This window comes from Hymenobacter rubripertinctus, from assembly GCF_003583925.1.
Lineage (GTDB): Bacteria > Bacteroidota > Bacteroidia > Cytophagales > Hymenobacteraceae > Hymenobacter > Hymenobacter rubripertinctus.
Map to the genome: position 1 here is coordinate 40,895 of NZ_QYCN01000016.1, position 13,248 is coordinate 54,142.

The following is a 13,248-nucleotide window of genomic DNA, read 5'->3' on the forward strand; positions in this document are numbered from 1 at the left end:
GTGGTCAGGTGTTTGGCTGTGCAGTAAGCATTCAGCCGCTCGAATCCAGGGTGCTGGCCAGCACTTGCTAACTTTCCACCTTTTTAACTTTCGCACTTCCCCGTGCCAAACTGACAGCCAAAATGCCTTTGGCCTACTCCTTGCGCCCGGGCATCTGCCCTTAGGCTAATCAAGTGAAAAACCCTTTCCGACGATACTTTTCGAAAATGGCTGACGAACAACAACTGCCCCAGGACGACAATCTGTCGGGCTCCGCTGAGCATATAACCGGTGAAATGACCGATGCAACCCCGCTAACCAGCGTGGCTGACGCGGCGGAGGAAACTGCCGGCGCCACTAAAACGGAAGCCGAGCTGGCCGACCTCAAGGATAAATACCTGCGCCTCGCCGCCGAATTTGAGAACTACAAGCGCCGCACCTCCAAGGAGCGCACCGACCTGTTCAAGACCGCCAACCAGGAGCTGATGGTGGCTCTGCTGCCCGTGCTCGACGATTTCGACCGGGCCCGCCACCACACCCAGAATACGGACGACGCCAACGCCGTGCGTGAAGCTGTTGACATCATCCACAACAAGCTCCAGAAGACGCTCACCCAGAAGGGCCTGGTGTCGATGGACGCTCAGGGCAATGCCTTCGACCCCGAGCTGCACGAGGCCATTACCCAGATTCCGGCTCCGTCGGAGGACCTGAAGGGTAAAATCGTGGACGAGGTGGAGAAGGGCTACTACCTCGGCGACAAAGTAATCCGCCACGCCAAAGTGGTGCTGGGACAATAAGTGCTAAGCTGTTGGCTGGCAGGAAGTAGCGGGTAGCTTTCTTTTTGTTTACCAGAATACTGCTCACAAACACACTCTTGTCTCCGGCGTAATCAATAGTCGAACAGAACAAAAGCTGACAGCTAGCCGCTCTAAGCTAAAAGCTCCCTACTTATGGCAACGAAGCGAGATTATTACGAGGTGCTGGGCGTAGCCAAAAACGCGGCGGGCGACGAAATCAAGAAGGCCTACCGCAAGGTGGCCATCAAGTACCACCCCGACAAAAACCCCGACGACCCCTCCTCCGAGGACAAGTTTAAGGAGGCGGCCGAAGCCTACGAAGTGCTCAGCGACGAGCAGAAGCGCGCCCGCTACGACCGGCATGGCCACCAGGGCATGGGTGGCGGCGGCGGCAGTCCCAACATGGAGGATATTTTCAGCCAGTTCGGGGATATTTTTGGGGGCGGCGGCGGCGGCTTCGAGAGCTTCTTCGGGGGCGGCCGGGGCCAGCAGGGCGGCCGGCGCGTGCGCAAGGGCTCCAACCTGCGCATCAAGCTCAAACTCGATCTGGAGGAAATCGCCAACGGCGTCGAGAAGAAGATCAAAGTGAAGCGTTACGTGGCCTGCCCGCCCTGCTCGGGTACGGGCGCCAAGAACGGCACCGACCTCAAAACCTGCGGTACCTGCAACGGCCAGGGCCAGGTGAAGCGCGTGGTGAACACCATGCTCGGCCAGATGGTGAGTGCCTCCACCTGTCCCACCTGCGAGGGCGAGGGCAAAGTGGTCACCAGCAAGTGCGACGTCTGCCACGGCGAAGGTCGCCAGTTGCACGAGGAGGTTATTCCGATCAATATTCCGGCCGGCGTGGCCGAGGGCATGCAGTTGAGCATGAACGGTAAGGGCAACTACCCCGAGCGGGGTGGCGTGCCCGGCGACCTGCTCATCCAGATTGAGGAGGAGCCCCACGAGTTGCTCCGCCGCGACGGCAACAACATCATGTTCGAGCAGTACATCTCGTTTGTGGATGCCGCCCTGGGGTCCAGCATTGAGGTGCCGACCATTGAGGGCAAGGTGAAAATCAAGGTGGAGCCGGGCACCCAGCCGGGCAAAATCCTGCGCCTGCGTGGCAAGGGCATCAAGGACATCAACGGTTACGGCCGCGGCGACCAACTCATCCACCTCAACGTCTGGACGCCCAAGACCGTGAGCGGGGAGGAGCGGGAGTTGCTCGAAAAGCTGCGCGACTCGCGCAACTTCGTGCCCAGCCCCGGTAAAAACGATAAGGGCTTCTTCGAGAAAGTGAAGGAGTACTTCCAGTAAAACCGCGCGCAGCCGCGCCGTTGGCGTGGGTGTACCAAAAAAGAGCCAGCCACCTCATCCGGGGTGGCTGGCTCTTTTTTGGTGGCTGCCAACTCCCGCGAAATGAACGCGCAAGGGGCAGATGGGCGGGTTGGTTTACTGCTTCACGATGCGCTGGCTAATGGACTCGGAGCCGGGGTGGAGGCGCAGGATGTAGAGGCCGGCGGGGAGGCCGGTCAGGTTCAGCTCCTGCTCGATGCGGCCCTGCCGGGGCTGGAGGCTGAAGGTGCGCACTACCTGGCCCAACGAATTGTAGAGCTCGGTTGGGACGGGAGCCGCGGTGGGCAGGCTGCTCAAACGAACCGTGACGGTATTGCCCGGTGCCGGATTCGGAAATACCGCCGTTGCAGCGGCCAGCTTGGTGGCGGGCTGGGCTTTGGTAACGGGGCTGAAATTATCGTAGCGGGTGAGCGCCAGGTTCTCGTACTGATTGGTGGTCAGGTCGAGCTGTTGGAGCACCAGCCGCCGCACCTGGTTGTCGGGGGTGTAGGCAATCAGGGCCCGCCCCTCGTTCTGCACTTCCCACTGGCCGTTGTCCCACTCTTCGTAGCGCGTCAGCAGCAGGTTGCCGATGTTGTCGTAGGTTTCCGTTTCGCGGCTTGCGTTGCGGTAAACGTCGGGAGCCGCCACAAATTCCTGAATAATTACCACGCTGCTGCCATTGAGCTGGTACACGCCGGTGCTACGCTCCGAATTCAGCCAGGTGGCGGTGGTTGGCTCCCACTGCTGGGACTCGGCGTAGGCAACCTGCTCCCGCGAAAAGTCATACCAAACGATGTTGTGGAAGCGCAGGCGGTTGACAAACGTTCTGGCCACCTCATCCCACCCGGCGTAGACTGCCGCGGTGGGTTCGTTGCGGGCGTTGAGCAGGTAGTTGAACTGCTGATCGGGCTCGAAGGAGCCAGTTAAGTTGTCGTAGTAATCGGTCGTTTCCTGAAGCAGGCCGCCCGTGGCATTGTAGACGCTGGCAGTGCGGGAGCCCGACCGGGTTTGCCAGGCGCTGCGGCCGGTATCCCACGTTTGGTAGAGGTAGAGGCTGGGGTTGTTCCGGGCATCGTAGCGCTGGCGCAGGCGCTGCTCGTTGACGAAAGCGCCCGCCTGTGCGTCGTATAGCTGGGTCAGGGAGAGGGTGTCGAGGCCGGCCGCGTTGTAGCGCTTTCGTTCGCGCCGCTCATCCACGAAGGTTGCCGTTTGCAGGTCGTAGCGCTGGGCCAGGCGCAGCGTGTCGAGGCCGGCGGCGTTGTAGGCAATCAGCTCCCGCGCTTCGTCAACGAAGGTGCGGGCGGCATTGTCGTAGCGTTGGGTCAGGCGCTGGGTGAGGAACCCCTGGGCCGAAAGGGTGTAAATCTGCTTGTCGAGCACCTGGCTGGTGGCCGTGTCCGTGCGCACGGTTTCCAGTATCCGGCCCTGGCCGTCGTACGTGAAGGCCGTTCTGATGCCGTTGCTCCACACGCCCGCGTTCGGGTCCCACTGGTGCTCTACCACGATGCCCGCCAGGCCGGCGGCCTGGGGGCGGTGCGGGGCGCGGGGCAGCGGGGCCGGGTGCGCGCTTCGCTTAAAGAGCTGGTGGGTTGGCCGGGGCGGGGTGGGCCGCGACTGGGCCATACCGAGTGAAATGGTGCCTGCCAGCGTGGCGGATAGCAGCAGGGAATAAAGTGGTTTCATGGAAGGAAACGAAGGGATAAAAAAATACAATTGCGCCGCAAGGTAGGACGGCCGGGCGGCCTGTCAAAGCCTTGCAATTGAGTTGAGGACCACAGGGGGAATGTTTTTTGGGAAGCCGTGCGGCCCGCCGCGAGAAAAAAAACTCCTACTGATTGTAATGCCGGCTGAAAACGGCCGATATACCCCGCAAAACTTCCTCCCTGATGTCGTCTGCCCCGTTCACGCCGGAATTTCTGGACCTGCTCGCCGCCCACCAGCCCCGGCTGCGGCGGGTGGCGCGCCTGTACTGCCCCGAGGCCGATGACCGCCAGGATTTGTACCAGGACATTATGCTGCAACTCTGGCGGGCGTGGCCCCGCTACGAGGCCCGGCCTGAGGTGCAGGTGGGTACCTGGCTGTACCGGGTGGCCCTGAACGTGGCCATTTCCGACCTGCGCCAGCGCACCCGCCGCCCCGCCGCCGCCCGCCTCGGCCCCGCCGGTTGGTCCGAGCTGCCCGCCCCGCCCCCCGAAGGCCCCGACCCCGATGATCTGGCCCAGCTCTACCGGGCCATTGAGCGGCTCTCCGACGTGGAGAAGGCCTTCGTGCTGCTCTACCTCGAAGAGCGCTCCTACGCCGAAATGGCCGACATTCTCGGCATTACCCAAAACAACGTGCGCGTGAAAATGCATCGCGTGCAGGATAAGCTGCGCCACCTGCTAACCCAACCCGCCTGATGGAACTCGATGACTTGAAGCGGCAGTGGCAGGCCCAGCCCGTTGAGCTGCCTGCTGATACGCTTACTTCCGAACAAGACCTCCGCGCCATGCTTACTTCCCACAACGCCTCCAGCCCCCTGGTCAGGCTGAAAAAAAATGCCTCCCGGGAGCTAAAGCTGGTATTGGCAGCAATGCTATTGATTGGCTTTGATGCGCTGGTATTCTTCCGTAATGCATCTAAAATGCTGCTGTTTGCCGCCGGTGTTTTTTTGATAATCTGTCTGGTGGGGCTCATTGTGTACCAGCGCCTGAAACTCATTCGCCAGATGGAGCAGCAACACGATGATCTGTATCACTTTCTACAGAGCAGGATCGGCCGGTTCCGCTACCTCATGCGCCTGCACGATTATGTAGGCGTAGGTGCCCTGGCGCTGCTGGCGTTAACGGGGGTAGTGGTGCGGTGGGCTTACCTGAGGGCCTACCTGCACCCTGCCCAACCCAATTGGGGCTGGCACGTGAGTATGGKGGGGGTGGGCATCATCCTGTTGCTGATCCTGATGTATGCCGCGTATCGTGTTGGCCAAAAAGAGCATCAACACCGGTACGGCCGCCACCTCGACCAACTGGCGGCGGCCCTGCGCGAGTTGCGGGAGTAAAGCGGCCGGTTCGTTGAAATCTGCCCCGGTAGTATAGGCAAAACGCTACATTAGTCCTTCCAACCTTCCTGTTTCCACTCTGTGCAACCTATTCTACAAGCCCTGAACGTGCGCAAGGCCTACGGCCAGCACGTGGCCCTCGACGGCGTGAGCCTCGACATTCCCGAACGCAGCATTTATGGCCTGCTGGGGCCGAATGGGGCCGGCAAAACGTCCCTGATCCGCATCATCACCCAGATTACCGGGGCCGATGAGGGCGAAATCCGCATCCGGGGCGAGAAGCTGGCCCCCCGCCACATTGCCGAAATCGGCTACCTGCCCGAGGAGCGCGGCCTCTACAAAAAGATGAAGGTGGGCGAGCAACTCCTCTACCTGGCCCGCCTCAAAGGCCTGACCCGCACCGACGCCACCCAGCGCATCAAGGCTTGGCTCCAGCGCCTGGACCTCACGCCCTGGGCCGACAAGAACGTGGAGGACCTCAGCAAGGGTATGCAGCAGAAGGTGCAGTTTGTGGCTACCGTGCTCCACGAGCCCAAAATCATTATCCTCGACGAGCCGTTCTCGGGTTTCGACCCCATCAACGCCAACCTCATCAAAGACGAGATTCTGGCCCTGCGCGACAAGGGCGCGACCATCATCTTCAGCACCCACCGCATGGAATCGGTGGAGGAGATGTGCGACAACATTGCCCTCATCAACCGCAGCCGCAAAGTGCTCGATGGCTCGGTGGGGGCCATCCGCGACACGTTCCGGACCCAGACCTACGCCGTGGAGGGCCGGGGCCGCCTGCTGGTAGTGCACCCCGATTTTGAGGTGCTCGAACACCACGAGCGCGAAAACGGCCACTTCTACGACGTGATCCGCCTGCACGCCGGCACCGCCCCTAACGACCTGCTGCGCTACCTCATCGGCCAGGTGGAGGTGCACGCCTTCCGGGAGCTGATTCCGAGCATCAACGAAATCTTTATCCGGCGGGTGCGCGAAACAATGCCCGAAACCATCCGCGAAGGCGAACTGGTGCCCTAAGCCCGCCCGGTCGCCGCTTCCTTCCCCAACCCCAGCCCTAGCCCGTCTTCCCGACTCATGGATAAATTGCTCCTCATTTTTCAGCGCGAATACCTGACCCGGGTGCGCAAAAAAAGCTTTCTGATTATGTCCCTGGTGGGGCCGCTGCTTACTGTGGCCCTGTTTGCCGTGCCCGTGATGATTGCCAAAATGTCGGACAGCGGCAAGGTGGTGGCCATCTCCGACGCGGGCGGCCTGTTCCAGACCCTGCCCGAAGACAACGACGGTCTGCGCTTCACCCGGGTTTCGGCCGATTTGCCCACGGCCAAAGCCGAATTCAACAAAACCAAGTACGATGCCCTGCTGCACGTGCCCAAGCTGGACCTGGTCAACCCCAACGGGTTTCAGGTGTTCTCGCGCAAAGGGCTGGGCATGTCGCTGGAAAACGACATGCGCCGGGCCGTGGAAGACGCGGTGGAAAACCAGCGCCTGCGCCAGGCCGGCATCGACCGGGCCACCCTCGACAACATGAAGGTGAAGGTGGAGTTGCAAACCATCAGCCTCAGCGACGAGGGCGAGCGAAGCTCCAGCACGGGCGTGAGCACGGGTGTGGCCTACGCCTGCGGCTTCCTGATTTACATCTTCATCTTCATGTATGGTATCCAGATCATGCGCGGCGTGATGGAGGAGAAAACCAGCCGCATCGTGGAAGTGGTGATTTCCTCCGTGAAACCCTTCCAGCTCATGATGGGCAAGGTGCTGGGCATTGCCGCCGTGGGCTTCACCCAGCTCCTGATTTGGGTGCTGCTCTCGCTGGGCATTGCCACGGCCATGGCCGGCTCCATGAGCCCCGAGAAAATGGTGCAGGACCGCGTGGAACGGGTGAACAGCGCGTCGGTTACGGGCACCCGGCCGGCCAAGCAAAGCCAGGAGGAAAGCAACAAGATTGTGAAAGCCCTGCGCCAGGCCGACCTGAACGTGCCGTTGCTGGTGGGCTGCTTCCTGTTCTACTTCCTGGGCGGCTACCTGTTCTACGGGGCCCTGTTCGGGGCCATTGGCGCGGCCGTAGACAACGAAACCGACACCCAGCAGTTTATGCTGCCCGTCACAATGCCGCTGGTGCTCACTTTCGTGGTCTCGCAGGCCGTGCTCACCACCAACCCCAACGGCCCGGTGGCCTTCTGGATGTCGATGTTCCCGTTCACCTCCCCCATTGCCATGATGATGCGCCTGCCCTTCGGCGGCGTGCCGACCTGGCAGCTGGCCCTGTCGATGCTGCTGCTGATCGGAGGATTCGTGTTCGCCATCTGGGTAGCGGCCCGCATCTACCGCGTGGGCATTCTGATGTACGGCAAGAAAATCACCTACGGCGAGCTGTCGAAGTGGCTCTTCTATAAAGGCTAACCGCGCGCCGCGCCTTCCACGAAAACACCGCGTCCTCGGTGGGCTGAGTCGTTCCACCGATTATGGCCCGCCGAGGGCGCGGTGTTTTCGTGGAAGGCGCAGTGGCCGCGTATCTTTGGGCTATGCGCATCTTGCTTCTGTTATTGCTGCTGCTGGGTTCCGCCGCCCACGGCCAGGACCGGCCGGCCTACCGCCTGTTCACGGCCGCCGGCCAGCCCGTACGCTACGAGGCGATGCTTAAAACCCTGGCCGCCACCGACGTGGTGTTCTTCGGCGAGCAGCACAACGACCCTATCGGCCACTGGCTGGAATTGCAGCTCACCCGCGACCTGCTGCGCCTGAAGCAGGGCCGGCTGGTGCTGGGCCTGGAAATGTTCGAGCGCGACGTGCAGCACCTGGTGGACGCCTACACGACCGGCGAGCTGACCGACGAAGCCTTCGAGGCGCAGAGCCGGCCCTGGCCCAACTACGCCACCGACTACCGCCCGCTGCTGCGCCTGGCCCGGCAGCAGAAGTTCCGGGTGGTGGGCACCAACGTGCCGCGTCCCTACGCCCGGCAGGTGGCGTATTACGGCCCCGCTTCGCTGGATACCATTTCGGCCCAGGCCAAAACCTGGCTCATGCCGCTCCCGTTGCGAGTCGACTACAACCTGCCGGGATACCAAAAAATGGCGGCCCTGATGGGCGAGAGTACGCACGGCAACACGAGCCCGCAGAAGATGGTGGCGGCCCAGGCCCTCAAAGATGCCACCATGGCCTACTACCTCAACCAGGCCCGCCCGCCGGGCCACTTGCTGCTCCACCTCAACGGCAGCTACCACTCCGACAACCACGATGGCATTCTGGCCTACCTGCGTCAGCAGAACCCCCAGCTAAAGGTGCTCACCATCAGCACCGTTTCGCAGGAGCAGCTGGCAAAGCTCGAACAGGCGAATCAGCAGAAGGCCGACTTCGTGCTGGTGGTGCCAACCGACATGACCCGGACATACTAAAGGGTCGGTCGGGGCCGGATTCATGTTCCTCTGCCTGTATAGTTTGGCGAACAAAATCGGAGAAAACTATACGCTACCTGTATAGTTTTCTCCGATTTTGTTCGCCAAACTATACAGATGAAAGTGCTGGTAGTACCGGCCGGTATGACGCTGATATACAAAAAAGCTGGTCTGGACCGGATTCGAGCACTTCTATCTGTAGGGTTTGGCGCGTTAAATTGAAAAATACCCTACACTAGTTGTAGGGTATTTTTCAATTTAACGCGCCAAACCCTACAGGCAGCCAGCAGGTAAGCCAGGTGTGCCGGGCCGGCGCTACCACTTGCCGGGGTTGGGTTTCGGGGCAGGGTGGGGGGGAGGCGGGCCACCGCGCCCGGGAATTCCCCGTTATCTTTGGCGCCCGTGGCCCCGCTCCGCTTCCTGCTTTTCAGCTCTTCCCTATGCTTTCCTCCCTCGACCTTTCCGCCCTGCCCGCCGCCGCCGACCTGCAACGCCTCTGCCAGGCCCTGGCCGCCCTCGATGCCATCAACTCCCCCGACCCCGAATTCCGCTACTACACCTACAACCCGGCCTGGGACGAAGCAGAAGCCCTGTTTGAGATGAGCGACGGCGAAGGCGACCAGATGCTGGTGCTGTTCCGGCCCGAGGGCTGCTGCATCAGCGGCTTCCTGCACGAATACGACCAGCCCGCCAAGGCCCAGATTACGCGGGGCCTGCCCGCCGCCTTCGACGAGTTTATCTTCGGCGAACCGGTCAGCTCCATCGGCACCACGTTCTGCCTCTGGTGCACGCCCGCCCACGGCTGGCAAACCGGCGTGGTAGAAACCGACGACGACGGCTCCGAGGAGCTGCTGGCCATCTTCGACCAGGACCCGGCCACCTACGCCGACTGGGCCAACGAGTACTACCTGGACGAAACCGAGCGCGAACCCCTCGAAACGGCCGTTGTGGCCCGCCTCTACCGCCACGAGCCCCTGACCCGCGCCACGGCCGAAACCCTGAACCCGGACCTCAGCGACTGGCCGCAGCTGGCCGCCGACCTCGCCGCCATCGGCTACCCGCACGAGTTGGGCTAGGGCGCGGCCGCCGTTGTCCGTTAGCAGGGCGTTGCTGTTCGGCCCGGCCAGCGTGTGCTGCCGGTCAGCTTCCGGGCCGTCTGACTGCTTATGTACCCGATTCCGGCCCCTGGCCGACTGAACTGCTGGCGCAGCTGTTGCGCTGGTTGGCAGCTTTCACTTGGTATCGTCTATGCTTCGTTCCATTATGTTTGTCGGCACCGCGTCCGATGTGGGCAAGAGCGTTATTACGGCCGGGTTCTGCCGGATTTTCCGGCAGGACGGCTACCAGCCCGCGCCCTTCAAGGCCCAGAACATGAGCCTGAACAGCTACGCCACGCCGGAGGGGCACGAAATCGGGCGGGCCCAGGCGGTGCAGGCCGAGGCGGCGGGTATTGCCTGCCACGTCGATATGAACCCGGTGCTCCTCAAGCCCACTTCCGACCAAGCTTCGCAGGTGGTGCTAAACGGCCGGCCCATCGGTACGCAGACGGCCTACGAGTACTTCCGGAAAAACGACCGGCACGAGCTGTTTGCCGCCGCTACCCAGGCCTACGACCGGCTGGCGGCCCGTTTTTCGCCCGTCGTGCTGGAAGGAGCCGGCAGCATTTCGGAGCTGAACCTGAAGCGCCGCGACATCACCAACCTGCGCATGGCCCGGCACGCCGGGGCCGCTACCTACCTGATTGCCGACATCGACAAGGGCGGCGTATTCGGCAGCGTGTTCGGCACGCTGGCCCTGCTGGAACCAGCCGAAAAAGCGTGTATCAAGGGCATCATCATCAACAAATTCCGGGGCGATGCGCGGCTGTTCGCCGACGGCCGCCAGCAGCTCGAAGACTTGACCGGCGTGCCGGTAGTGGGCGTGCTGCCCTACTTCCGCGACATTTTTGTGGAGGAGGAAGATTCCGTGGTGCTGGCCTACAAGCAGCGGCGGGCCGGGCCGGCGGGCCGGGTGCGCGTGGCCGTGGTGCTGCTGGGGCGCATGTCCAACTTCACCGATTTCGACGTGTTGAACCACGATGCCCGGACGGACGTGTTTTTTACCCACGAGGCCCCGGAGATTAACGAGGCCGACATCATCATCCTGCCCGGCAGCAAAAACACCATTGCCGACTTGCTGGCCCTGCACCGGAATGGGCTGGCGGCGGCCATTGTGGCGGCGCACCGGGCGGGCAAAACCGTGGTGGGCATTTGCGGGGGCTACCAGATGCTGGGCCGCTCGGTGGAAGACCCCGACGGGGTAGAAGGCCCGGTCCGGGCCGCCGCCGGCCTCGGGCTGCTGCCCGTGCGCACGGTGCTCCAGGGCGAAAAAACCACCCGTCAGCGGCAGTTCGCTTTCCGCGATGAGCGCCCGGCCAGCTGCCGGGGCTACGAAATTCACATGGGCCAGACCCTGGCCGAGGGGCCGCCCCAGCCCGTGGCCACCCTCGACGACGGCACGCCCGACGGCTATTTTGCCGGGCCGCACTGCTGGGGAACCTACCTGCACGGCATTCTGGACAATCCGGTGGTGATTGACGCGCTGCTGGCCCCGCACACCCGGCAAGCAGCCAGCGCCCCGGTCGATTTTGCCGCTTTCAAGCAAGAGCAGTACGACCGCCTGGCCGCGCTTATCCGCGAAAACGTGGACATGCAGCAGATTTACGCGGCGCTGCAACACTGAGTCCAACGCCGTTACAAAACAAAGTATGCTCTACGGACACGGCGACGACGGATACCGCCACGCCCACCAGGTGGTAGCCGATTTCAGTACCAACGTCTGGTACGGGGGCGAGCCGGCAGGCCTCAAAGACTACGTATTCGGCCAATGGGCCACTGTGAACCGCTACCCGGAGGTGCTGGCCGAAAGCCTGGCCGCCCGCATTGCCGCCCACCACGGCCTGCGTTCGGGTCAGGTGCTGATGAGCAGCGGCACCACCGAGAGTATCTACCTGCTGGCCCAGGCCTGGGGCGGCTCCCGGACCACCATCGTCACGCCGGCCTTTGCCGAGTACGAGGACGCGGCCCGGCTCCACGGCCACCAGCTCACTTTCCGGGCCTGGGAGCACCTGTGTTCGGGTCCGCCGCTGGCGGCGGACCTGGTGTTTATCTGCAACCCCAACAACCCGACGGGCAGCGTGCTGCGGGAGGCCGAAGTAGTAGAGCTGCTGACCCGCAACCCCCACACGGTGTTCGTGCTCGACGAGGCGTTTATCGAATTCACCACCAGCATTGCCACCACGCTGCCGCTGCTGAGCCGGTTCAGCAACCTGGTAATACTGCGCTCCATGACCAAAGCCTACGCCATTCCGGGGCTACGGCTGGGGTACGTGGCGGCCCCGGAAAGCCTGATTATCCGGCTAATCCGCGGCAAAGCCCCCTGGACGGTGAGTGCCCTGGCTGCCGCCGCCGGACATTTTCTGTTTGAGCACTTCGCCGCCGTGCAGCCCCCCACCGCGCAACTGCTGACCGACCGCGCTACCTTCGCGGCCCAGCTGGCGGGCAACAACGCCCTGGAAATTCAGCCCAGCCACACCCACTACTTCGTGGGACAGCTGCGGCGCGGAACCGCCGCCAACCTGAAAACCTGGCTGCTGGCCCACCACGGCCTGCTGATTCGGGACGCCGCTAACTTCCGGGGGCTCACGCCCGCGCACTTCCGGCTGTGCACCCGTCCCCCGGCCGAGAACCAACTGCTCATCAACGCCCTGCGCGAATGGACCGCTTTACCCGCCTGACCGGCCCGCTGGTGCTCGGATACACCCTCGATTTGCTGTTGGCCGACCCCGAAGGCTGGCCCCACCCCGTGCGCACTTACGGGGTCCTCATTACCGCGGGTGAGCGGCGGCTAAACCACGGCTCCTATCGGTTGGCCAAGGGGGCGCTGCTGGCGGGCGGGCTGGTGGGCGGCACGTTCGGGGCCTTCACGCTGCTGGACCGCGCCGGCCGCCGCCTCCCGCCGCCGGGGCCGCTGCTGCTCAATGGCCTGTGGGTGTTCTATGGGCTGGCCAATACGGGCCTGGTGCGGGAAGGCCGGGCCGTGTTTGAAGTGCTGGCGCGGGATGGTCTGGAAGCCGGCCGCCGGCAGCTGGCCCGCATCGTGGGGCGCGAAACGCAGCGGCTCGACCCGCAGCAAATTCGCACGGCCGTGTTTGAAAGCTTGGCGGAAAACCTGAGCGACGGCGTGGTTGCCCCCCTGCTGTACTACGCCCTGGCGGGCGTGCCGGGCCTGATGGCCTACAAAATGGTGAACACCCTCGACTCGATGGTGGGCTACCGCAGCCCGCGCTACGAGCAGTTCGGCAAGGTGGCCGCCCGCCTCGACGACGTGGTGAACCTCGTGCCGGCCCGGCTCACGGCGGGCCTGCTGGCGCTACTGGGCGGGAGCTGGCGCGGGTTCCGGTTCATTCTCCGGTACGGCCACCAGCACAAAAGTCCTAATGCCGGCTACCCGGAGGCCGCTCTGGCGGGCGTACTCAACTGCCGCCTCGGCGGGCCGAATTACTACCACGGCGAGCTGGTGCCCAAGCCCTACCTCGGCACCAACCCACGCCTAATCGGGCACCACGAAATTGGCCAGGTAGCGCGGCTCAACCACGCCGTGTGCGCCGTGGTGGTGGCCGGTATTGCCGGGCTGTTGTGGGGGCAGCGCCGCCGTACTCAACAGTAGGTTAACC

The 13,248-nt window shown here is 63.1% G+C and carries 12 protein-coding genes; 11 read left to right on the plus strand and 1 reads right to left on the minus strand.

All coding sequences use genetic code 11. The features are described 5' to 3' along the window. Window positions 1-206 precede the first annotated feature (206 nt). Both D0T11_RS12035 and dnaJ read left to right on the plus strand, forming a co-directional pair. Complete coding sequence (locus tag D0T11_RS12035; protein ID WP_119656043.1) at window positions 207-776, plus strand: nucleotide exchange factor GrpE; 570 nt, start codon at window positions 207-209, stop codon at window positions 774-776. 153 nt (window positions 777-929) lie between these two features. Then, window positions 930-2,075, plus strand: coding sequence for a molecular chaperone DnaJ (gene dnaJ, locus D0T11_RS12040; protein WP_119656044.1), 1,146 nt, complete (start codon window positions 930-932; stop codon window positions 2,073-2,075). A 135-nt stretch (window positions 2,076-2,210) separates the two neighbouring features. Here dnaJ and D0T11_RS12045 read toward each other — a convergent pair whose 3' ends face one another. Continuing rightward, window positions 2,211-3,779, minus strand: a complete 1,569-nt coding sequence (locus D0T11_RS12045) for a T9SS type A sorting domain-containing protein (RefSeq protein WP_119656045.1) — start codon at window positions 3,777-3,779, stop codon at window positions 2,211-2,213. A gap of 203 nt (window positions 3,780-3,982) precedes the next feature. On the opposite strand from D0T11_RS12045, the gene D0T11_RS12050 reads away from it, so the two are divergent. The 9 genes from D0T11_RS12050 (at window position 3,983) to cbiB (ending at window position 13,241) form a co-directional block, all read left to right on the plus strand. Beyond that, window positions 3,983-4,495 carry an RNA polymerase sigma factor gene (locus D0T11_RS12050; protein ID WP_119656046.1) on the plus strand — a complete coding sequence of 171 codons (513 nt, stop codon included), beginning with the start codon at window positions 3,983-3,985 and terminating at the stop codon, window positions 4,493-4,495. After that, complete coding sequence (locus tag D0T11_RS12055; protein WP_119656047.1) at window positions 4,495-5,133, plus strand: hypothetical protein; 639 nt, start codon at window positions 4,495-4,497, stop codon at window positions 5,131-5,133. The genes D0T11_RS12050 and D0T11_RS12055 overlap by 1 nt, the downstream gene beginning before the upstream one ends. Window positions 5,134-5,214: 81 nt before the next feature. Then, complete coding sequence (locus D0T11_RS12060; protein WP_119656048.1) at window positions 5,215-6,159, plus strand: ABC transporter ATP-binding protein; 945 nt, start codon at window positions 5,215-5,217, stop codon at window positions 6,157-6,159. A gap of 57 nt (window positions 6,160-6,216) precedes the next feature. Next, window positions 6,217-7,542: an ABC transporter permease gene (locus tag D0T11_RS12065; RefSeq protein ID WP_119656049.1), complete on the plus strand. Its 1,326-nt coding sequence runs from the start codon at window positions 6,217-6,219 to the stop codon at window positions 7,540-7,542. Window positions 7,543-7,664: 122 nt separating this feature from the next. Further along, on the plus strand, window positions 7,665-8,534 hold the full coding sequence (locus tag D0T11_RS12070) for a ChaN family lipoprotein (RefSeq protein WP_119656050.1): 870 nt from the start codon (window positions 7,665-7,667) through the stop codon (window positions 8,532-8,534). A 440-nt stretch (window positions 8,535-8,974) separates the two neighbouring features. Continuing rightward, window positions 8,975-9,610 carry a hypothetical protein gene (locus D0T11_RS12075; protein ID WP_119656051.1) on the plus strand — a complete coding sequence of 212 codons (636 nt, stop codon included), beginning with the start codon at window positions 8,975-8,977 and terminating at the stop codon, window positions 9,608-9,610. Window positions 9,611-9,782: 172 nt separating this feature from the next. Then, entirely contained in the window at window positions 9,783-11,255 is a 1,473-nt protein-coding gene (locus tag D0T11_RS12080) for a cobyric acid synthase (protein WP_220473727.1), read from the plus strand. 25 nt (window positions 11,256-11,280) lie between these two features. Further along, window positions 11,281-12,309, plus strand: a complete 1,029-nt coding sequence (locus D0T11_RS12085) for a pyridoxal phosphate-dependent aminotransferase (RefSeq protein WP_119656053.1) — start codon at window positions 11,281-11,283, stop codon at window positions 12,307-12,309. Next, window positions 12,288-13,241, plus strand: a complete 954-nt coding sequence (cbiB, locus tag D0T11_RS12090; RefSeq protein WP_119656054.1) for an adenosylcobinamide-phosphate synthase CbiB — start codon at window positions 12,288-12,290, stop codon at window positions 13,239-13,241. Before D0T11_RS12085 ends, cbiB begins: the two co-directional genes overlap by 22 nt. Window positions 13,242-13,248 lie beyond the last annotated feature (7 nt).